The organism is Shewanella sp. SR43-8 (assembly GCF_014163775.1).
Taxonomy (GTDB): domain Bacteria; phylum Pseudomonadota; class Gammaproteobacteria; order Enterobacterales; family Shewanellaceae; genus Shewanella; species Shewanella vesiculosa.
On sequence record NZ_JACJDX010000010.1, the window covers coordinates 228,768 to 250,182 of the forward strand.

15 protein-coding genes, 2 tRNA genes and 2 pseudogenes are annotated in these 21,415 nt (G+C 43.1%); 16 read left to right on the forward strand and 3 right to left on the reverse strand.

Translation table 11 applies throughout. The features are described 5' to 3' along the window. Positions 1-513: 513 nt before the first annotated feature. The 3 genes and pseudogenes from H5114_RS20730 to H5114_RS20740 all read left to right on the forward strand — a co-directional run. A pseudogene (locus H5114_RS20730) lies at positions 514-1,254 on the forward strand (alkene reductase); the annotation flags it as partial. 119 nt (positions 1,255-1,373) lie between these two features. Beyond that, positions 1,374-1,601 carry a hypothetical protein gene (locus H5114_RS20735; protein WP_404948356.1) on the forward strand — a complete coding sequence of 76 codons (228 nt, stop codon included), beginning with the start codon at positions 1,374-1,376 and terminating at the stop codon, positions 1,599-1,601. A gap of 97 nt (positions 1,602-1,698) precedes the next feature. Then, a pseudogene (locus tag H5114_RS20740) lies at positions 1,699-3,066 on the forward strand (NAD-dependent succinate-semialdehyde dehydrogenase); the annotation flags it as partial. A gap of 416 nt (positions 3,067-3,482) precedes the next feature. On the opposite strand, the gene H5114_RS14750 reads toward H5114_RS20740, so the two are convergent. Further along, positions 3,483-4,181 carry a Crp/Fnr family transcriptional regulator gene (locus tag H5114_RS14750; protein WP_182723318.1) on the reverse strand — a complete coding sequence of 233 codons (699 nt, stop codon included), beginning with the start codon at positions 4,179-4,181 and terminating at the stop codon, positions 3,483-3,485. A gap of 586 nt (positions 4,182-4,767) precedes the next feature. Further along, positions 4,768-4,953 carry a hypothetical protein gene (locus tag H5114_RS14755; RefSeq protein ID WP_124016348.1) on the reverse strand — a complete coding sequence of 62 codons (186 nt, stop codon included), beginning with the start codon at positions 4,951-4,953 and terminating at the stop codon, positions 4,768-4,770. Positions 4,954-5,126: 173 nt separating this feature from the next. Between H5114_RS14755 and H5114_RS14760 the strand changes: the two genes are divergently transcribed. The 5 genes from H5114_RS14760 (at position 5,127) to ptsG (ending at position 14,111) form a co-directional block, all read left to right on the forward strand. After that, positions 5,127-5,912 carry a PRC-barrel domain-containing protein gene (locus H5114_RS14760; protein WP_124016349.1) on the forward strand — a complete coding sequence of 262 codons (786 nt, stop codon included), beginning with the start codon at positions 5,127-5,129 and terminating at the stop codon, positions 5,910-5,912. A gap of 898 nt (positions 5,913-6,810) precedes the next feature. Then, on the forward strand, positions 6,811-7,260 hold the full coding sequence (locus H5114_RS14765; protein WP_182723319.1) for a copper resistance protein NlpE: 450 nt from the start codon (positions 6,811-6,813) through the stop codon (positions 7,258-7,260). A 679-nt stretch (positions 7,261-7,939) separates the two neighbouring features. Further along, positions 7,940-9,235 carry a carbohydrate porin gene (locus H5114_RS14770; protein WP_182723320.1) on the forward strand — a complete coding sequence of 432 codons (1,296 nt, stop codon included), beginning with the start codon at positions 7,940-7,942 and terminating at the stop codon, positions 9,233-9,235. A gap of 494 nt (positions 9,236-9,729) precedes the next feature. After that, positions 9,730-12,312 carry a phosphoenolpyruvate--protein phosphotransferase gene (ptsP, locus tag H5114_RS14775; RefSeq protein WP_220487537.1) on the forward strand — a complete coding sequence of 861 codons (2,583 nt, stop codon included), beginning with the start codon at positions 9,730-9,732 and terminating at the stop codon, positions 12,310-12,312. A 47-nt stretch (positions 12,313-12,359) separates the two neighbouring features. Further along, positions 12,360-14,111, forward strand: coding sequence for a PTS glucose transporter subunit IIBC (gene ptsG / locus H5114_RS14780; protein WP_182723321.1), 1,752 nt, complete (start codon positions 12,360-12,362; stop codon positions 14,109-14,111). A gap of 167 nt (positions 14,112-14,278) precedes the next feature. Here the strand turns inward: ptsG and H5114_RS14785 are convergent, their stop codons facing one another. Continuing rightward, on the reverse strand, positions 14,279-15,181 hold the full coding sequence (locus tag H5114_RS14785; RefSeq protein ID WP_124016353.1) for a LysR family transcriptional regulator: 903 nt from the start codon (positions 15,179-15,181) through the stop codon (positions 14,279-14,281). A 106-nt stretch (positions 15,182-15,287) separates the two neighbouring features. On the opposite strand from H5114_RS14785, the gene H5114_RS14790 reads away from it, so the two are divergent. The 8 genes from H5114_RS14790 to H5114_RS14825 all read left to right on the forward strand — a co-directional run bounded on the left by H5114_RS14790 (position 15,288) and on the right by H5114_RS14825 (position 21,366). Beyond that, positions 15,288-15,755, forward strand: a complete 468-nt coding sequence (locus H5114_RS14790) for a CidA/LrgA family protein (protein ID WP_182723322.1) — start codon at positions 15,288-15,290, stop codon at positions 15,753-15,755. A 4-nt stretch (positions 15,756-15,759) separates the two neighbouring features. Next, positions 15,760-16,446, forward strand: a complete 687-nt coding sequence (locus tag H5114_RS14795) for an LrgB family protein (protein ID WP_124016355.1) — start codon at positions 15,760-15,762, stop codon at positions 16,444-16,446. Positions 16,447-17,154: 708 nt separating this feature from the next. Then, positions 17,155-17,574, forward strand: a complete 420-nt coding sequence (locus H5114_RS14800) for a secondary thiamine-phosphate synthase enzyme YjbQ (RefSeq protein ID WP_182723323.1) — start codon at positions 17,155-17,157, stop codon at positions 17,572-17,574. 250 nt (positions 17,575-17,824) lie between these two features. Beyond that, the gene (uvrY, locus tag H5114_RS14805) at positions 17,825-18,469 is read left to right on the forward strand and encodes a UvrY/SirA/GacA family response regulator transcription factor (protein WP_011638098.1); all 645 of its coding nucleotides are present in this window, start codon (positions 17,825-17,827) and stop codon (positions 18,467-18,469) included. Between the two features lie 44 nt (positions 18,470-18,513). Next, positions 18,514-20,346: an excinuclease ABC subunit UvrC gene (gene uvrC, locus H5114_RS14810; RefSeq protein ID WP_124016365.1), complete on the forward strand. Its 1,833-nt coding sequence runs from the start codon at positions 18,514-18,516 to the stop codon at positions 20,344-20,346. A gap of 44 nt (positions 20,347-20,390) precedes the next feature. Further along, complete coding sequence (pgsA, locus tag H5114_RS14815) at positions 20,391-20,939, forward strand: CDP-diacylglycerol--glycerol-3-phosphate 3-phosphatidyltransferase (RefSeq protein WP_124016366.1); 549 nt, start codon at positions 20,391-20,393, stop codon at positions 20,937-20,939. Between the two features lie 236 nt (positions 20,940-21,175). Continuing rightward, a tRNA-Gly gene (locus H5114_RS14820) sits at positions 21,176-21,251 on the forward strand. Between the two features lie 41 nt (positions 21,252-21,292). Beyond that, a tRNA-Cys gene (locus H5114_RS14825) sits at positions 21,293-21,366 on the forward strand. Positions 21,367-21,415 lie beyond the last annotated feature (49 nt).

Below are 21,415 nucleotides of genomic sequence, written 5' to 3' on the forward strand. Positions count from 1 at the left end.
TTTTCGCCGCTAAGCGCCGTCGCTGTAAATGACGGCCATGGTCCATCGCCTGCGACAGCGGTCGGCCCACATAGGGTTAGTATTGCAAGTAGGGTCAGTTCAGTAATGTGTCGGGATACTGATCCCCAAAGTGTTGTCGGTATCATTGGTCTGGATATCATAGTATTCCTCTGCTCAGTGGTAGGTGCGCGAACAAGCAGGCTAAGCCAGATCCAAACACAGAAGGCGCAGCATTCACGAGATTCCTTGTTAAATCATCTTGGCTCTCATGTCTGACGAGTAAGCATCACATATACAATATGCTATTGATGACATTTCATCTGTTCGCTAGCGAACTTTCTGCCAACCAATGACCCTATTAGATTTGCAGACGCCATTTGTGGGTATGTGTTCTATCGAACAGACCAGCCAAATGCCAGCGCGCAAGCTGTAATTATCAGGACTTGCCGCAATGATCTTTTCCTCGGGCTCGGCAGGTTTCATCCTCATCATACATAACAGGATATCTAGCTTATGCTTTTCGAAACGTTTTCTAACCGCTCGCTACAGCTAGCCAATCGCATGGTAATGGCGCCGTTGACACGCAGTCGGGCTACGCCTGAGCACATGCCGAACGCGCTGATGGCAACTTACTACGGCCAACGAGCAACGGCGGGACTGATTATTACCGAGGGCACTTCGCCCAGCCCCAACGGACTGGGTTACCCACGCATTCCCGGCCTTTTCGATAGCGCTCAGATGAATGCATGGCAGGCAAGTACTTCAGCGGTACACGCCCAAGGCGGTAAAATCTTCTTACAGTTGATGCACTGCGGTCGAGTTGCGCATGTTGACAACTTGCCGGCAGGTGCCGAAATACTCGGGCCTGATGCCGCGGCATGTCCCGGCGAGATGTATACCGACACCCTAGGCATGCAGCCCCATAGTACGCCCCGCAAAATGACCGAGGCCGACATCGCTCATGTGGTAAAAGAGTATGTGACGTCGGCAAAACTCGCGCTGGAAGCTGGTTTCGATGGTGTCGAAATACACGGCGCCAACGGCTACCTGATTGAGCAGTTTTTGAATCCGCTAATCAACCTACGCAATGACGGTTATGGCGAGAGCATTGAAGGCCGCAACCGACTCGCGCTGGAAATTGTGGCTGCGACAGTGGCTGCCATCGGTAGCGACCGGGTCGGCATCCGGCTCTCGCCTTATGGTGTGTTCAATGGCACCGGTGCATTCCCTGACATAGAGACGCAGTACCTGGCATTGACCAAGGCGCTTTCCTCGCAGGGACTTCTCTATATCCACTTGGTTGATCATTCATCCATGGGGCGCCAACTGTACCTGCCGACTTCAAGCTCAAGCTGCGCGCTGGTTTCGATGGCTTGTTTATCCTCTCAGGAGGGTTCGATCATCAAAGTGCTGAACAGGCGTTACGCGATAAACATGGCGATCTGGTCGCCTTTGGCCGCCCGTTTTTGGCTAACCCTGATCTCGTCGCTCGGATGCGCCAAGGTGCCGAGCTCAACACGCCAGACGAAGCGACTTTTTACGTACCTGGCGCCAAGGGCTACACCGACTATCCCACTCTGGCGACGTCACAAGAACGTTAACGCCAAAAGTCATCGCCGAGGCCGCACAAATTCAGTAGAAACTTGCGGCGCCCATAAGACCAAATTAAAACAGGATTTTACTATGACCTACAAAAGCATTAATCCTAATAACGGAACAATCTTGAAGACCTTTGATGAAATCAGTGATGAACAGCTTGAGATCAAGCTTGCCGCTGCGCACGCCTGTTACCAAACATGGAAAAACACCAGCTATAAGCAACGCGCCGCTATTATGACCAAGGCTGCTGAACTTCTGCATGCGCATACTGATGACTATGCCAAACTGGCAACACTGGAGATGGGGAAGCGAATTGATGAAGCCCGTGGCGAAGTGAATTTCAGTGGCAAAATCCTCAGCTATTATGCAGAGCACGCGGAAGCGTTTTTAGCTCCAGAGAAACTTGACCCGGAACATGGTGAAGCCCATATGGAAAGCAGCCCGATAGGCGTGATCTTCTGCGTCGAGCCGTGGAACTTTCCTTTTTATCAACTTGCTCGTGTCGCTGGCCCGCAACTGATGGCGGGCAATGTTTTGGTGGTGAAACATGCCAGCAATGTGCCCCAGTGTGCAATTGCCTTTGAGCAGTTGCTGATTGATGCGGGCGCCCCAGAAGGCCTGTACACCAACCTGCTGGTTTCGCACCAGCAGTCTAACCAGGTTATCGACGACCCGCGCGTCAAGGGCGTGGCACTGACGGGTGGTTTTGCCGCTGGCAGAAGCGTTGCCGCCCGAGCAGGGCAAAACCTCAAACCCTCGTCGATGGAGCTCGGTGGCAGTGATGCGTTTATCGTGCTTGATGACGCAGATCTCGACAACACTATTCCATGGGCTGTGTGGGGGCGTATGTACAACCAGGGACAAACCTGCTGTGCTGCGAAACGCTTTATTGTGCTCGATTCGATTGCTGATAAATTCATCGACAAGTTTCAAACCGCGCTTGAACTTCAGCAACCTGGCGATCCGATGGACGAAAAAACCACCAAGGGGCCGATGTCGCAAGAAGCCGCTCTGGTTAATATTTTGAAGCAGGTCGATGATGCTGTAGCCCATGGGGCTAAGGTGTTAATGGGCGGCAAGCGTATCGATTGCCCGGGATCGTTCATGCAGACCACGATACTGACCAACATTGCGCCAGGCAATCCTGCTTATCGCACTGAGTTCTTCGGCCCAGTCGCGTTAATTTTTCGGGTCAAGGACGAAGCTGCGGCCATCGCGCTTGCCAACGACTCAGACTTCGGACTTGGTGGGTCGGTGTTTACCGAAGATGCAGCTCGTGGCAAACGCGTCGCCAGTCAGATTGATACCGGCATGATGTTCATCAACAATATTGATTGGACCGATGCCGCGCTGCCGTTCGGCGGCGTCAAAGATTCCGGTTATGGCCGCGAACTCGGCGAAATGGGCATTCAGCAGTTCGTTAATAAGAAGTTGGTTCGCACCATTTCGATGGCAGCACCTGTGTAACGGTTGCACATCTAAGGGTTAGCAAAATGAAAATATTAATATTTCACAAGCAATACCCTATAAGGCAACGGCATAACATGGCGAACGCGCATAGTCACCTAAGATAGCGACATCACTATTGAGGACTCAAGTAAATCAATGGGGTAGGTGGCTATGGTTTCACAATGCTATGATTTCATAATGCTATGGTTTCAAAATATCATGGCTTCACAACACTGGGTTTGAATGAAATGAAATGAAATCAATTCATTTCATTTCATCTTAAGCGTCTAGTTGTGAAGCCGATTAACCTTGCTTGGCGGATATCGAAACGGCATGACGATATTCTATAAGGCTAGGGTGATTTATGTTAAATCACAAGATAGTCGCTTATCTGTCAAGACGTCAATGAGTGAAACTTAGCATAGATATTTTAGTTAATAAGTTTCTAGTCTATCGGTTTCAGTTTTTACCACGGCATAACATTCGCAGCACAGGGTTTCGAGTTTTTGTCTGTTGGTCACGGTAATTTGGCCGCGCTTATAGTTGATTACCCCAAGTTTTTGCAGTTTACCGGCGGCTTCAGTTACGCCTTCTCGTCTGACGCCTAACATGTTGGCGATCAACTCTTGGGTCATAGTGAGATTGTTGCTAGCCAGTCTATCAAGTGATAGCAGCAGCCAACGACAAAGTTGCTGATCGATAGAATGGTGTCTATTACATATTGCCGTCTGTGCCATTTGGGCCATCAGTGCTTGGGTGTAACGTAATAACAATTCGCGAAGGTTTTGATTATCGTTAAATTCATCGAACAATACTGATGCGGACAATTTATAGGCTCGACCTGCGCTTTGTACTATGGCGCGATTTATGGTGCTGCCTCCCCCCATAAACACCGCAATGCCCACTAAACCTTCATTGCCGACAACAGATATATCTGCCGATGCCCCGTCTTCGAGAACGTTCAGTAAAGAGACAATACTATCGATGGGGAAATAGACATTTTCAAGGTTTTGACCAGCTTCATAAATAACTTTACCTAAGGGCAGTTTTATTATCTTTAACTGCGGAAATAAGCGCTTTTTTGTCTCTTCAGGTAATGCTTTAAGTAATGCGTTCTCATTTGGGTCAATCATTGATAACCTTTTTATATTAAAGTGAATCATTCACCACTAGCTATGAAATTTCCTATGTTATTGCTTTTATTCAAGATTGCATAATGCTTAAGTAATCTCATTATCAATATAACAGAGTTTGTTGAATCGAGTAGGGTAAAGTGCATTGCTCAGCGTCATTAGCGTCATTAGCTATCACTGCAGGCAGTGGAGCCATTATTTTCCGTGTAAAAGCTATTGCATCTTGGGTGGTATTTATGGATATCGACAGGAAATTTAGTGAGGGCAGATAGTAAAAAAGGTCTTTGCAAAGCTGCGTTTCGCTCATAGGAAAGAGACTAAACAACAGCCTACAGCGATTACTTTGAGGCAGAAAGTCAGCGACTAAGGCTGCTATTTTGTGAAGATGAATGGCATAAAAAGGCTGAGCAGCAAAGTGATGGCAAGAGCCATTTTATAGCGGCTAGACAGTCGGCCTCACCGCCGGAGTTAGTTAAGTTTATGTGCTTTAAGTTTAGGTGCAGTCTGATGCAAGGTGCACTTAGCACCTGACTTTTTCATCTACTTATAACTCACATGTTGAGGTGCTTTGGCTGATATTTGCCATTTATTTATTTTGAATATCATCAAGTGCCTGACGAACTTCATTCAAAATTAATCTGTTTGCCAAGTCTTCATCGATATCGGGCACATCCCATCCAAAAATAGCGCGATATTTCTCAATCAAATTGTTGACGTCATCGATGATATCGCTGCGATGGGCCGCTAACTCTAATTTTTCTATGTCAGTCATGCTAGTTCACCTTAAAAATGTATAGATAGATTTAGATTAGGCTAGTATTCGTGCTTCTTCAGTGCGACACCGAACAGATTGAATAGGAAATTTGGTGCAAGCTGATAGTTATTCACTCTATTAGCAAAGCAATGACTTATTGTTTGCTATCTTTAATCTGGAGCAAATACATCATGTTATATACACTGAATGATTTAAAAAGTTTAGCTATTCACGCCTCTGATGGCGATATTGGATTAACTAAAGATTTTTATTTTGATGACAAGCATTGGGTCATCCGATACTTGGTGGTGGAAACGGGATCTTGGTTATCAAGCAAAAAAATATTGCTTTCACCCATATCAATCAAAGAGTTTAATCAGCAGCAGAAGACGCTTACTGTCACAATCTCAAGAGAGCAGGTAAAAAATAGCCCTGACATCGATAGCGAAAAACCCGTCTCTAGGCAGCATGAGGTCGATCATATGGAATATTATGGTTACCAACATTACTGGGGGAACACAGGTATTTGGGGAAGTGAGCCCAGTCCTAATATGATGTCTCCTGGTTATTATAGTGTCGCGCCAAAACCAGATAACATAGATAACTCAGAAATGTCCGCAGACGTCGATGCTGCATTATCACGGGATGATGATCATCATCTGCGCAGTAGTGAGGCCGTGACGGATTATCACCTTGATGCGATAGACGGTGAATTGGGTCACTTACAAGGTATGTTGATAGATACCGACACTTGGGCTATTCGTTATTTGATTATTAACACCAGTAATTGGTGGTTGGGTCATCTAGTTTTGGTTGCGCCCAAGTGGATTAAAGAGGTGAGTTGGCCTACCTCTAAAATTTATGTAGATATGACGCAGCAGCAAGTGAAAGATGCACCCACCTTCGACCCCTCAGTGCCTTTTAGTCTTGAACATGAGCAAAATTTGCAAACTCATTATGGTCGTAATGATAAATAACATTATTACTTCTTCATCAGGGCTTTGGCTGGTGTGTTTACGTGACACATTTAAATAATTTCAATGTGAAAATATAGGCAATCTCAGTTAGCCATTGCGTGTCTATTGGCAATTAACTTTTATTAGTATGTGAAAATACAACACTAATTTACATTTAATACGAGGGCCTTAGGTGCAAATTACTATCCCTTGGTCGCATTTTAAAATTAAAAAGTCATTGATAATCAATGGCTTTTTCTTTATAGCATTTGAACAATCATATTCTCAGGCCAAAAATGGAAAACTGAGACATATGTGCCCGCTTTTGATAACAAGATGTTGAGTCACAAATAACACCTATTAAACCGCATGGCATTGGTCGTTAATTGACTGACTCTTAGTTTTCTGCGGATATAACATCTTCCTACTGACCAAACCGCGCGATATCGCCATCGGGCGTGCTGTGGTCGATAATGATTAGCCCCGGTTTTTAGGTTATTTCAATTTAATCATGCTGACTATTTAAAGGCAGGGTTTGTCTCAGCTGCTAAGTGACAAACTTCATATTTCTGACTCAATATGTGTACAGGTGGAGTGATAATCGACATCTGGAATAGCACAAGATCTATCGCAACCTCATCGCTAAATCATTATGTTATTGACTCAATAAGTGGGTTTCATGGTTGATTTTGAGTATAGATTTGATGTTGAAAGTAACGAATTTTAAAGAGATATTATTTTCATCATTAATTACAGCTTTGGCATGAATTACCAACCTTTTCACTACTTAAATATCACAAAAATACAACTTAAGTTGCTGTTATAAAATAAAAATAGCCAAACTTAGACTAGCTCGTTTTTGGCAGGTATGATGAATGAACATAAGGCGTTACTATGCCCAAATTGTCTTGGATAAATTATGAACAAATCAATATCTTGTATCGCCGTTTTGGTTTTACTCACCGCGGCTTGCTCTGAAGCCCCGAAAGAAGACATTGCAGCTAGTACGAGCCAAGTTCAAACAGATGTTGCCAATCCTGTGCCTGTGGGTGACAGCAGTCAACATTCGCTCGATTGGGCAGGTAGCTATGAAGGTGTGTTGCCTTGCGCAAGTTGTGAAGGTATACAAACCCTAATGACACTTAAAGCTGATAATAGCTTTGTTGAGGAAACTGTTTATTTGGGCAAAGACGAGAAAATTTTCAAACTGATTGGCAAAGTGACATGGGGCGAGCATGGCCAAAAAATCATCTTGCCAGATGGCACACAATATCTAGTTGGTGAAAATCAGCTGATCAGATTGGACACTCAAGGCAATAGAATTACTAGTCAGCTTGCTGCTAATTATGTGTTGAAAAAGAAACCATAGCAGCGGGTTTATATCAAGAACTGAACATCGCACTTCAGTTTGTGGTAATGAAAAATACGCTAGCCTCTAAAACATTAAATATTAACAGCTCAACCAGGGAACGGTTATCAGACTCAGACATGAGTAACTCTTATCGATATTGACGATATCAATTCTAGTTTGGGCTGTACCGCAATATGACATATTCAGCTAAAGCGTGACTTTGAATCCACAAGTACCAAGGATCCGCTATCGAGATTGCTCACCCACTTAGTCGTCAATGGCGTTAGGTCAGTACGAATACTAAACAGACTGATGGAGTTCAGTTTGAAATATACATCTATTTCAACGCTAAGTCGGTGTGCTTATTCAATGTAAATCTAACTAAGTATTGATACTTAAAAGCGCTGACGGTTGTCGATAGTCCTTTCTACAGTGGGTGTTGAGCCTGCTTCTCTTAATCACTATGCAATCTAAAAGCCAACTAAATACAAGGTGTTCAGCAATCATAATGACATTTACCAACTTGAGATCAAACGCTCAAAATCAACATTTTCCGCATTAGCGTGTAAATTTATTACTGTATTATTGTTCTGTAATTACTATTTTTGATACAAAAAAATCTTTTAAGTAACATTCCATAGTGCATTTATCTTATAACGATGCATTGCCTTTTCCAATTGACTATAAGAAGTATTCAATGAAAAGTATCAACACTCTTACGACAGCCTCAGTGCTGTTACTTATTTGCAGTAGTCCAGTGCAAGCCGATAATTTCTCTGCTGATAACTACCTGTTTGGTGATATTGGTGGTATTCGCAGCCAGATGCATAATGCTGGTGTTGACGTTAGCTTAGGTTATACCTTTGAAACAGGTGGCAACCTAAACGGTGGACAACGTCATGCGACTAGCTATGCCGACCAAACTGTCCTTGGTGCTAATTTCGACCTCGAAAAATTACTTGAACTGTCCGGTGCCAACTTCCACGTTGCGTTAACTAATCGAGGTGGGCAGAGCCAAAACATTAATGATAAAGCCGAAATTGGCCAATTAATGCAGTCAATAGAAGTGTTTGGTCGTGGCCGAGTTACCCGTATTTCAGAATTTTACTATGAGCAACATTTGCTTAGCGGTGACCTCAATATCAAATTAGGCCGAATGAATGTGGGCGCTGAGTTTGGCGATTTTCAGTGTGAATTTGCCTATCTTGGATTCTGTGGTTCGCAAGTTGGTAACTTTAATTCAACTATATACAACTGGCCTATCAGTCAATGGGCTGGTGTTGTTAAATATCAGCTCGCGCCAGAGTGGTATGTCAAAACAGGTATTTACCAGATGAACCCAAGCTGGCTTAAAAACAGCCAAAATCTTAATTTAGGCAGTCCTCACGGCACTTTGGGGATGACGATTCCTGTTGAACTTGCTTGGATGCCGAAGATCAATGGCTTACCGGGTACTTATAAACTCGGTTATTGGCATGATACCGTTGGCGGGGAAGACCTTTACTACAATGAAGAGGGTAACCCCTTGATTATTGATGGCGGTAAAGCACGCCAACATGACAGTAAAGATGGGGCTTATTTTGTTGCTGAGCAACAAGTGACTTCTGTTGGTGGTGATTTTGATCGTGGTCTTAGTGTGTTCTTTATGGGGACGTTAAACGACCAAGATATCACTACTGTTGATCACTCTTTGGCATTAGGTGTTAATTATCAAGGTCCATTTGCAGCACGTGCAAATGATAAGTGGGGCTTAGCCGCAACCTATTTACATGTAAACGATAGTTTTGCCGATAGTGCACATTTTTACAATAATAATCATGTGCTTAATATGCCTGTCAAAGACACTGAGACGGTAGTTGCAAGCTATTATAAATTTCAAGTCACTAAATATGCTGCTATTCGTCCTGAAATTCAATACATCATTAATCCAGGTGCTATCAGTGAAAATGACGATACTTGGGTGGTGACACTTAAAGGTGATATCGCATTTTAAGTAAGGTTCAAATGGCAAGTTATTGTCAGAGTCACTTAATTGAGTGCTAATAAAGAGATTGCCGTTATATTAAGTTTTTCGATTTTATGAAAAATGAGTGAGTGAAATCCACATAAAAGGATGGTTTTTAACCTTTATCGATGGTTTGAACTATTTAGGATGTTGGTAACAATTAGGTAATTTTGTTACCGACATCATATCTTGGAGATCTGATTGTGACATCACATCTTAGCTTTGTTAAATTGATGTCTGATCACTCACGTAGTCACCTCGACTATTCGAGGTTTCAACCAAATAGTGTAGTTATTCCTACAAATTAAGGAGTGGTAATCGTTGGTCTCCTTAATAAGTACATTAAGTTGTACTAATAGTCTGATTGATATTGGAATAGTGAGTAAAAATGTAAGCAGCCGCTTTTTTACTTTACCTATTCCACTGCAATAAATAAAAAATACACTAATATTATGCAGTTAAGTGTTTAATTCGGAGTTCCAATGAACAAAAAAACTTCAACCACTATTCAGTTGCTCGCCCCTTTCACAGGAGTTTGCTGTCCACTGAGTCAGGTTCCTGATGCCGCATTTTCACAAAAGATGGTCGGCGATGGTCTAGCGATAGACCCCATTGAAAACATACTTCACGCGCCATGTGATGCCACTATTAGTCAAATACACCCTTCAAAGCATGCCGTGACCTTATTAACTGCCACAGGCATTGAGATTCTGGTTCATATAGGTGTCGACACCGTTAAATTGAAAGGCGAAGGTTTTAAGGCTTTGGTTAAGGTGGGGGATGTTGTCAAAGCCAAAACGCCACTCATTGAGTTAGATTTAGATAAAGTAGGTTGTAGCGTCAAAAGTTTGCGTACAGTGGTACTGCTTACCGATATGACAAGAATTATTAACTTAACTCCGACCATGGAAAAATGTGTTAACGCCGGAGATTTGTTGTTTAGTGCTGAGTTAGCTGCGGCAGGGGAAGCGGTAACAAAGTCAGATGACATGATAAGCTCAGACCCTATCGTTGTCATTAATCCAACCGGTATTCACGCTCGTCCCGCTGCCGCCATCGTTACCGCGATTAAGTCATTTGAATGTGACGTGATGATTGAAAAAGCAGGCAAGCAAGTCAATGCCCGCAGTGTGGTTGGTCTGATGGGGTTAGACATCGCTTTTGGGGAGCAGATTGTTATTCTCGCTAAAGGCAAAGATCAACAAGCGGCAATCGCGGCATTAGCTGAGGCGATAAGCTCAGGTTTAGGTGAAGAGGGCGCAGATGCATCACAGGTGACTAACAAGGTTAAAAGTGATTTTGATCCTTTTTCCGAGCCGTCACTGCTACTGCAAACAAGCCAAGATCCCCGTCAGTTAATTGGGGTAGAGGCATCACCAGGTCAAGTGAGAGGGCGTTTATATGTGATTAACGCTGAGGTGCCTAAATTTGACACTTTTGCTGATGATGCACAGGTTGAGCAAAACATTCTTGACGATGCGATGAAAATAGCCGATGCCACTTTGGCTGAGTTAGTTGAAGAATTACAACGTAAAAATATGGGGCAAAAAGCCGATATTTTTGTCGCTCATCAAGAGCTAATGTCAGATCCAGATTTGTACGACGATTGTATTATTGAGTTACAACAAGGCAAGTCAGCCCCGTATGCTTGGAGTAAGAGCATCTGCCGCCAAGCCGATAAACTTGCTGGGATGGATAATCCCTTGTTGGCTGGACGTGCAACGGATCTTATGGACGTCGGCAACCGTGTCTCACGGATTATGGCGGGATTATCTCAAGACACGATTCCTACTGATCTCCCTGAAAATACTATTCTAGTCGCTAAAGATTTAACCCCTTCTGATACCGCAAAACTTAATCCTGCATTTGTTAAAGGCATCTGCACCACATTAGGTGGGGCATCGAGCCACAGTGCTATTTTGGCAAGAGCAATGGGCATTGCTGCTATGGCTGGCGTTGAAGCTAAGATCATGTCCTTGCACGGTACCGAGGTATTACTCGACACCGCTAAAGGCTACCTATTATTGTCGCCAACCGAAGCTGAAATGACTGAATTGAACGTCATTAAAGATGCTGCGGAAGAACAAAAAGCCTTAGCTTTTGCGCAAAAAGATGAAACAGCCGTGACCTTGGATGGAGTACGGTTTGAAATCGCCGGTAATATCGCCAAAGTCAGCGATGCCCAGAAATTAGTCGACATGGGTGGTGAAGCCGTTGGCTTATTACGCTCAGAGTTTCTATATCAAGATCAATCTGTTGCTCCTTCAGAAGATGAACAGGAGCAAGTCTATCGTGCGGTACTGCAGACCTTAGGCCAGCGACCACTGGTGGTGCGCACGTTAGATGTCGGCGGTGATAAGCCCTTAGCGTATTTACCTTTGCCTAAAGAGGATAACCCATTCCTTGGAGAGCGAGGGATCCGGGTTGGTTTAGATAAACCGGCAGTCTTACGCCAACAAGTACGAGCCTTATTGAAAGCGGCCGATGCGGGTAACTTACGCATTATGTTCCCTATGGTGGCGTCTTTGTTCGAGCTTAAGTTAGCCAAACAAGTGGTAAAAGAAGAAGCCGAAAAATTGGCGATTGATATCAGTGGTATTCAGATTGGTATCATGATTGAAGTGCCATCAGCTGCTGTAATGGCAGATGTATTAGCTGAGCATGTTGACTTTTTCTCTATCGGTACCAACGATTTAACTCAATACACTTTAGCGATTGATCGTGGTCACCCTAAGTTGGCTGCCATTGCTGATGGCTTACACCCAGCAGTATTACGCCTTATCGATATGACCGTTAAAGCCGCGCACGCCAAAGGTAAGTGGGCTGGTATTTGTGGTGGCTTGGCTGGCGAAAAAGATGCAGTGCCTATATTGGTTGGTTTAGGCATTGATGAATTGTCCGTGAGTGTGCCTTCGATCCCTGAAGTGAAACATCAAGTACGTCATCTAAATCAGCAAGCTTGTCAGCTTATCGCTGCTAAAGCGATGAGCTGCGCAGATGCCAAAGATGTTCGAGCATTAATGCGAGATCCTAATACGCTAATAGCTGTTAAAGGCGAGATCTAAAAAGCGTTGATCACTTGGTTATCTATTGAAATTTCTAAGGTTGTATTATGACATCTAAAACAATAAAAACAGCTAAGCCGAAGAAGGCCATGATGAGTGGCGCATTTTCGGTGTTACAAAAAGTGGGTAAATCGGTTATGTTGCCGGTTTCTGTATTACCTGTCGCGGGTATTCTGCTAGGTGTTGGGAGCGCAGGTTTTAGCGTATTACCCGATATCGTCAATGTGTTAATGGTCCAAGCGGGGGAAGCTATCTTTGGCAACATGGGATTACTTTTCGCCATAGGTATTGCGTTAGGTTTTGCTAAAAATGATGGTGTGGCTGCTATGGCGGCATTGGTTGGATACGCCATCATGGTTAGAACCATTGGTGTACTTGAACCAGGCACAGATGTCGGGGTGTTTGGCGGTATGATTGCAGGTGCAATTGCGGCTTCGACATTTAACCGCTTCTTTAAAATTCAATTGCCTTCTTATCTGGGCTTCTTCTCTGGTAAACGAAGTGTACCTATTATTACCGGTTTTGGAGCGATTTTTGCTGGCGTTATCTTATCGTTTATTTGGCCTCCGATAGGCAATGCTATTGCTGCATTCTCTCATTGGGCGGCATATCAAAACCCAACATTAGCCTTTGGTATTTACGGTGTGGTAGAACGCTCGTTAATTCCAGCTGGTTTGCACCATGTATGGAACGTGCCTTTCTTCTTCGAAGCGGGTAATTGTGTTGACAGTTTAGGGAAACCGGCAACAGGCGTACTGACATGTTATTTGCAAGCAGACGATGCTAGCCGAGCTGCGGGTAATGGTTTTGGTCAATTAGCCGGCGGTTACTTATTTAAAATGTTTGGTTTACCAGCTGCTGCAATGGCGATTTGGCATACTGCGCGCCCAGAAAATAGAGTGATGGTCGGCAGTATCATGATTTCGGCGGCGTTAACTGCATTCTTAACCGGGATCACTGAACCTATTGAGTTTGCTTTCTTATTTGCGGCACCGTTACTGTATGTTGTGCATGCATTAATGGCTGGTTTTGCTTATGTTTTAGTGAATATGTTGGGTGTGGTTCATGGAACCTCGTTTTCGCATGGCTTAATCGATTTCCTTGTTCTTTCTGGTCACTCGCAAAAAATCTGGTTATTGGTTGTTTTAGGCCTCATTTATGCTGTGCTGTATTACATGGTATTTAGATTCTTAATCTTAAAGTTCGATTTGAAAACGCCTGGACGCATGGATATTGAATTAGAGGTTGTATCAACACAAGGAACGGAAAGAGCGCGTAACTTTATTGAAGCCTTTGGTGGCCCTGAGAATTTAACCAATGTTGATTCTTGTATCACCCGTTTACGTATGGATGTGGTTGATACCAGTAAAGTGGATCAGGCGAGATTGAAGCAACTCGGCGCTAGTGGTGTGTTGATTTCAGGCAATGCCGTACAAGCAATTGTGGGAACTATCGCCGAAGTGTCACGCACTGAAATTGATGAAATGCTCGCTTCTGGTGGTTATGTTGTTGCTGGTCCTGTGGCAAGCACAGAAACGGATGCCGTTAACATTACGTCTAGTGATCGCCAGCAAGCGCTTGCCATTCAACCACTTTTAGGTGAGGTCAGTTCATGTCGCGCTATTGCGGATAACCGTTTACGCCTTGAAGTGAAAGATGCAAGTCAATTAGATAAGACGGCTTTGCAAGCTCAGGGAATTGAAGCCATATTGGTATTAAATCCGAATTTAGTGCATTTAATTTTTAATGCCAATACTGCGGGTATCGCCAATGTATTGAACGAGACTTTTGCCGATTAAACCTGAGGTTCAAGCCATTAATAATGGTGTTTTTTACCTGTAACGGTTAAATCAGTGTTTACGTCCTCAAGCGCCTATTGATAGCCAATAGGCGCTTTTTTAGTGTGGTGCCTACCGTTTAGCCTCACTTATCGCATCTCTTATCTCGAGTGTTGAACGTACTATATTTACGTTTCACTCTCTAATTGACTCAAGTGCTGCTTAATCAGCGCTATCATTGCTTGCGCGGCAAAAGACAAATGTTTTTGCTTCCGCCAAAACAATGATAATTCCCAGCGTAAGTCTTCACTTGCTAAAGGAATATTGACAACCGCGCCAACTCGGTATCGTTCGGCAATAATTTTTGGCAATATCATGACTCCTGTGCCAGCGGCTACCAGGGCAATACCAAAATCAGCATGACTGACTCGAGTGATATTTGTTGGCTTAAATCCCGCCTTTGCACACGCTTCAAGTACCAGCTCATATAGGGCATATTCGGGTTCAAACATCACTTGAGCCAATAGATTAAGCTCACTGAGTTGGAGTATTGATTTACTCGCGAGCACATGGGCCGAAGGCAATACGACCACCATTGAATCATTACGGACGCGAATACCATCAAATTCATCGTCAAAATCAATGATGCCTGTTGCAAGTTCAATTTCATCTTTATGTAAGGCCACTGTTTGTTCAATCCCGCCGCGCACCAGTAACTGCAATTCAACGTTAGGATGTAGCTGCCTAAATTTTGCTATTACTGGAGCAAATAATTCGGCGCTGCCTAAAGGAGCTAAGCCTAATTTAAGTAAACCGCCACTTAAATTTCGCAAATGATCCAGCTCGGTTATCATCAGTTGGCGACCTTCTAACAAAGTAGACGCATGGCGATAAACAACTTGCCCTGCTTCAGTTAAGCGGATCTGAGAGCCGCGTTTTCCGCGCTCTAGTAATACCATATCAAGTTCTTCTTCAAGCAAGCGTATTGCCTTTGAGAGAGCGGGTTGAGTAACAAATGCCGCATGACACGCTTTAGCGAAACCACCGGCGTTAACAACCTCAGTGAAATAGTGCAGTGCTTTAAGATCCATATGCATAACCAAAAGTGATTCAATCAATCATTAATATTCATTTTTTTTATGAATTAAGCAAGAGTAAACTGCTCATATCAACTAAAAACACCCAGTGTGAAATCAAATGTTATCTTCATTAAATACCCATAGCGCCTTTTTAAAGTGCCAAACAACCTTATTCATTCAAGTGAGTGGTCTGTGCCTATTTGCTTGGTTATGTCAGTGGGCTGCTCAATCTGTTGATTCAATTATTCCTGGTAGCGTTATAGGCTTAGGCATTCTATTAGTCTTATTGTCATGCCACTGGGTACCCGAAAAAATCGTTAACCAAGGTTCAGCATGGTTAATTGGTGATTTATTGCTATTTTTTATTCCGCCAGTTGTGGCGATTACCAAATATCAATTAATACTCGAAAGCTATGGTGCTGAGCTGATTATATGCATGTTACTGGCCAGCACTAGCGTGTTATTAGGCACGGCATTTATCGTTGATAAGTTATTTAAGTTTGAACGTAAACAAAGGTTAAACAGCATTACATCACAGCGCTTACACCTTAAAGAAACTCCGCTCAATTTTGAATACAATAGGTAGTAGCATGAATGGTTCATTATTAGGCTTTTTGTGTTTGTTACTCACATTGGCAGGCTATTACTTTAGTAAGCGACTTTATCTACGCCGGCAACGTGTTTGGTTTGCTCCGATCATAATGGCACCGACGATTATTTTGCTGACCGTAGTAATATTTCAAATCCCACTGGCTGACTACTTTCAATTTACCCATTGGCTACCCGCGTTATTGGCTCCTGCGACTATCGCGTTTGCGGTGCCCATTTATCGGGAGCGCGCATTGATTAAGCGTTACCCATTAACCATCAGTATCGGGGTGATAGTGGGGTTATGTTTGGGCGTGGGATCGTCATGGTTGATTATTCAATTTACCCATATGCCGTCTGAGCTGTCTAAAAGCTTGATTGTTAGATCGGTTTCAACTCCGTTTGCGATAGAGGCCACGAGCGCATTTGGTGGCATACCGGAATTAACCGCGATGTTAGTTTTAGTGACAGGTATTATGGGCATGCTGATTTGCGATCCCCTTTTTAAAGCTGCGAACATAAAAAGCAGCTTAGCCAGAGGGATTTCTTTAGGTGCATCAGCACATGGCGCTGGAGCGGCTAAAGCGAATCAAATTGGACGGGAAGAAGGCGTTATCGCCAGTTTAACCATGATTTTTACCGGTATTGCCATGGTCATTACCGCGCCCTTATTTGCATTGCTTTTTTAATCGCGAGTGTTTGGCTTTGTATATTGAAATCACAACAGCCCAAACCGTAGGCTTACAGGTCGTACTAGCTAGTGATTTTATGGAGTCTAAATGTAAATTGATGATTCCCCAGAGCATAGGGTTAGCCCGATAAAGCATAATACAAATGTCGAGTTGATTAGCTTGTCGGGCTCCGAATTACTTGATGTCAATTGGAAGCGTGATGGTCATCATGGTTCACAAAAAAGTAATCTTGTATCTGTGTAGTTAATTAATATGACCTTAAGCCTCATTTAAATTATGGGGCTTTTTTGTTTGTTGCTAAGACATTCGGGTAACTGTGTGCTGGTCGTTAATCGCTTAATCGCTTAATGGCCAGTGGTGTATATCGTGGCCATATGGCGATATCGTTGGGATGACAAACGATAATCAATATTCCAAAAACGCTGGGCTATCAATAAAGGTGTTGAGTGGGTTGCTCCATAGTCAGACAACTTTTTATTATTACTGCCAATCGTTGTAGTGTGACGCAATAGTTGTATTTTAGTCGCAACTATTGATGGTACTATTTATTGTTAAGCTGCTCAGTAAAAACTAGATGGATTACTATGTTAAACGTTACCTCATTCTGATGTATCATTGACCACAGTGCGGCAAAATATATTGTTAATAATTAGTCGTATACGTGTTTAGTGCTTACGAGTGTTGTCTGGATATAGGATTTATGTGATGTGGTTTCAACGAGAGATAACACTTAAGCCTCACCGGCGTGGATTTCATTTAATCACCGATGAAGTGATTGCGAAGCTACCACAGCTAAGAGATATCAAGGTTGGCTTATTGCATGTGTTTATTCAGCATACTTCGGCATCACTGGCCATTAACGAAAATGCCGATCCGACAGTGCGTGGTGATATGGAGCGATATTTTAATGTGCTAGTACCAGAAGGTGCGCCATACTTTGAGCATACTTTTGAAGGTGAAGATGATATGCCTGCTCATATCAAGTCGACCTTGATTGGTTCTAGTCAGTCTATTCCAATTACCAACGGACGATTGAACCTAGGTCTCTGGCAAGGGTTATATTTATGCGAGCATCGTGATCATGCTGCGGCGCGCACGATAATTGCGACGCTTCAAGGTGAATGATTATAAAGGTTAAATTGTAATGCTTAGGTAACAAAGCTGTTTGTTTTATATGCATCTTTTGCGGTCAATGGTGACTTTGCTTGTGTAAGTAAATGTAAAGATGTTAAATTCATTCAGATAAGTGAGATGAAATGAATGTAACTTTTAGCTGCGAAATATTGATATAATATATTTGCAAATAAATGTTTTATATATAAAAAATGGCCCTAAAATTCAAAAATGAATTACGCATAATAATAGGTGGGTTAACGTGATATCTGTATATTTGGTTGACGACCATGAACTCGTGAGAACGGGGATCCGTCGTATTTTGGAAGATGAACGCGGTATTAAAGTCATCGGTGAAGCGCCAGATGGAGAAACAGCAGTACAGTGGTCTCGACAGAATGAAGCCGATGTCATTTTAATGGACATGAATATGCCGGGTATGGGCGGCTTAGAAGCTACCCGTAAAATTTTACGTTATCAACCTGATGCAAAAATTATCGTGTTAACGGTGCAAACTGAAGACCCATTTCCGACCAAAGTGATGCAGGCGGGAGCTTCTGGTTATTTGACCAAAGGGTCAACATCACCTGAAGTGTTGCGTGCTATTACCCAAGTAGCCCGTGGTCAGCGGTATTTATCGCCTGAAATTGCTCAGCAAATGGCGTTGAGCCAATTTAATCACTCTGATGAGAACCCATTTAGCAGTTTGTCTGAACGTGAATTACAAATCATGATGATGATTACTAATGGCGAGAAGGTGAATGACATTTCTGAAAAATTAAATTTAAGCCCGAAAACCGTCAATAGCTATCGTTATCGGTTATTCGCTAAGCTTGGGATCGGCGGTGACGTTGAGTTAACCCGTTTAGCTATCCGTTACAAAATGCTTGATACAGGTTCATTTTAGTCAGGAATAGTGTATTCCTCGCAACGCATTAAGTAGCTTTAATCATGTCCAGTGGTTTTAACGCCAAATCTTTTTTAAAAAATGTTACCTCAGCACCTGGTGTTTATCGTATGTACGATAAGCGCCAGCAGGTTATTTATGTTGGTAAGGCCAAAGATCTCAAAAAACGCCTGACTTCTTATTTTCGAGCTAATATTGCCAATGTAAAAACCCAAGCTTTGGTCTCACATATCGATCATATTGATGTAACCGTTACGCATAGCGAAACCGATGCGTTATTGCTTGAAAACGATTACATCAAACAGTACATGCCTAAATACAATGTGTTGCTGCGTGATGATAAGTCTTATCCGTATATTTTATTGAGCGGCCATAAGCATCCTCGATTGGCATATCATCGAGGTCCAAAGCGTGAAAAAGGCCATTATTTTGGTCCTTATCCCAATGGCGGCGCAGTGCGTGAAAGTTTGCACTTAATGCAAAAACTGTTTCCTATCCGCCAGTGTGATGATTTGTACTATAAATCGCGTTCTCGTCCTTGCTTACAGTATCAACTGGATCGTTGCAGTGCGCCTTGTGTGGGGATTGTCAGTGATGAGGAATACAGTGAGCAGGTCAAATTAGCCAGTTTATTTTTACGCGGCAAAGACAAGCAAGTGATATCTCAGCTGGTGGCGAAAATGGAAACTGCTGCAATTGAGATGGAATACGAACGAGCGGCTCAGTATCGTGACCAAATTACCGCATTAAGACGCGTAGCAGAGCAGCAAGAAGTGTCTAATCATAAAGGTGATATGGATGTCATTGGTGTCGATTACGCCTCTGGTATTGCCTGTTTTCATCTATTGTTCATTCGCGACGGTAAAATCTTTGGCAGTCGTAGTTATTATCCTTCTGTACCAGCAGAAACTGAAATCGAAGAAGTGCTGTCGTCATTTTTAGGTCAGTTTTATTTAAACGCGGATATCCAGCGCACTATTCCTAAAGAAGTCATTCTCAGCCATCACTTTGATGGCATAAAAGAGTTGGAAGCATCGATAGAGCATGCACTGGATAAAAAGTTTGAGTTAAAAACCCAAGTGCGCGGCGACAGAGCTAATTTCTTACGCTTAGCGATGACCAATGCGAGTAATGCTGTTGCCACTAGGTTGTCGCATAAAAACACGGTTGAGCAACGATTCCAATTGCTTGAAGAAGCACTTGAGCTTAATGAGCCGATTAAGCGAATGGAATGTTTTGATATTAGCCACACTATGGGTGAAAGCACGGTTGCCTCCTGTGTGGTGTTTAATCGTGAAGGACCACATAAAGCCGATTATCGCCGCTACAACATTACCGGCATCACAGGGGGAGATGATTATGCCGCGATGGAACAAGCAATCAGTCGTCGCTTCGACAAAATTGATAATAATGGCAAAATACCTGACCTAGTCTTTATTGATGGCGGTATTGGTCAATTAAGAGTGGCGCAAACGATTGTCGATGAGAAGTGTGTCAATATCGACCATCCACCGTTACTCATTTGCGTGACCAAAGGTGAGGGCCGTAAAGCAGGGCTTGAAACCTTTATAGTTGGTGGCAGTGAGCAAAGTTTTGATATTGCGAGTGATTCACCAGCATTTCATTTAATGTTGCATATTCGTGATGAGTCTCATCGCTTTGCGATTACCGGACACCGTAATAAACGTCAGAAAACGCGTAACACCTCAACCTTAGAATCTATCGCCGGCGTCGGACCTAAAAGACGTAAAGCTTTGTTGCAACATTTAGGTGGAATACAAGAGGTGAAGGGCGCTAGCGTGGCAGAATTGACAAAAGTTCCCGGAATTAGCTTAGAAATGGCACAAACAATTCATGATGCATTGCGAGGGGGCTAAAATTAAGGCAAGATTGGCGCTGCTTCTGACAAATTGGTCTTTTTATGCCGTTTAATTTACCTATTGCACTGACATTATTCCGTATTGCTTTGTTACCTGTATTCATCGCGGTTTTCTATTTACCATATTCATGGGCACCATTTGTTTCGGCATTTATTTTTTGGCTGGCCGCTTTGACCGATTGGTTAGACGGCTACGCTGCTCGTAAACTCGGCCAATTAACCCGATTTGGGGCTTTTTTAGATCCTGTAGCTGACAAAGTGATGGTGTCGACAGCACTAGTGTTGTTGGTTCAGCAAAATGACAATGTGTATTTAACCTTAGCTGCATTATTTATGATTGGCCGCGAAATTGTTATTTCAGCCTTGCGTGAATGGATGGCTGAAATAGGTAAACGCGGTGTTGTTGCGGTGTCTTGGATCGGTAAATACAAAACAGCCACGCAAATGATCGCCATTATTGGATTAATTTGGAAGCCTACACCTTGGTTAACTGATGTGGCTTATGGGTTGTTTTATATTGCAGCTGCGCTGACGTTCTGGTCGATGATGAGTTACATTTCAGCAGCTTGGAAAGATTTAACGGCAGAATAGCGTAATAATAGTTCAATAAGATTATTTAGTGTGCAAACAGTCAAAAATGCATAAATCAATAATTGACACACGAGGTTAATTCGGTAGAATGCCACCCCGTAGACAAGTGATGAGTCAACAACAAACCCTAGGGTGCGATGTTAACCAACACGATTTATGAATAGTTAGCTCAGTTAGATAGGTTGAAAATGATACCTTTCTTTTTGGTGTAACGAAGCATAAAAATGATTGAATACGCGACATTAGCTCAGTTGGTAGAGCGATACCTTGCCAAGGTATAGGTCATCGGTTCGAACCCGATATGTCGCTCCAATTTCTTATCTTATCCGATGGATTTGAATTTGGTTAAAGATGGCGCGATGGCAGAATGGCTATGCTACGGATTGCAAATCCGTCTATCTCGGTTCGACTCCGGGTCGCGCCTCCACAAAATTGCGTTTAATGGTTACTTTTAGTAGCGGTTAAAACAACACTTT

Bases quoted from the DNA above. Each gene is read 5' to 3' on its own strand.
- H5114_RS14790 (WP_182723322.1), top strand. From the start codon at position 15,288: ATGTTATCTTCATTAAATACCCATAGCGCCTTTTTAAAGTGCCAAACA.
- H5114_RS14755 (WP_124016348.1), bottom strand. From the start codon at position 4,953: ATGACTGACATAGAAAAATTAGAGTTAGCGGCCCATCGCAGCGATATC.
- H5114_RS14750 (WP_182723318.1), bottom strand. From the start codon at position 4,181: ATGATTGACCCAAATGAGAACGCATTACTTAAAGCATTACCTGAAGAG.
- pgsA (WP_124016366.1), top strand. From the start codon at position 20,391: ATGCCGTTTAATTTACCTATTGCACTGACATTATTCCGTATTGCTTTG.
- H5114_RS14770 (WP_182723320.1), top strand. From the start codon at position 7,940: ATGAAAAGTATCAACACTCTTACGACAGCCTCAGTGCTGTTACTTATT.
- H5114_RS14785 (WP_124016353.1), bottom strand. From the start codon at position 15,181: ATGGATCTTAAAGCACTGCACTATTTCACTGAGGTTGTTAACGCCGGT.
- H5114_RS14800 (WP_182723323.1), top strand. From the start codon at position 17,155: ATGTGGTTTCAACGAGAGATAACACTTAAGCCTCACCGGCGTGGATTT.
- ptsG (WP_182723321.1), top strand. From the start codon at position 12,360: ATGACATCTAAAACAATAAAAACAGCTAAGCCGAAGAAGGCCATGATG.
- uvrC (WP_124016365.1), top strand. From the start codon at position 18,514: ATGTCCAGTGGTTTTAACGCCAAATCTTTTTTAAAAAATGTTACCTCA.
- ptsP (WP_220487537.1), top strand. From the start codon at position 9,730: ATGAACAAAAAAACTTCAACCACTATTCAGTTGCTCGCCCCTTTCACA.
- H5114_RS14795 (WP_124016355.1), top strand. From the start codon at position 15,760: ATGAATGGTTCATTATTAGGCTTTTTGTGTTTGTTACTCACATTGGCA.
- H5114_RS14765 (WP_182723319.1), top strand. From the start codon at position 6,811: ATGAACAAATCAATATCTTGTATCGCCGTTTTGGTTTTACTCACCGCG.
- H5114_RS14760 (WP_124016349.1), top strand. From the start codon at position 5,127: ATGTTATATACACTGAATGATTTAAAAAGTTTAGCTATTCACGCCTCT.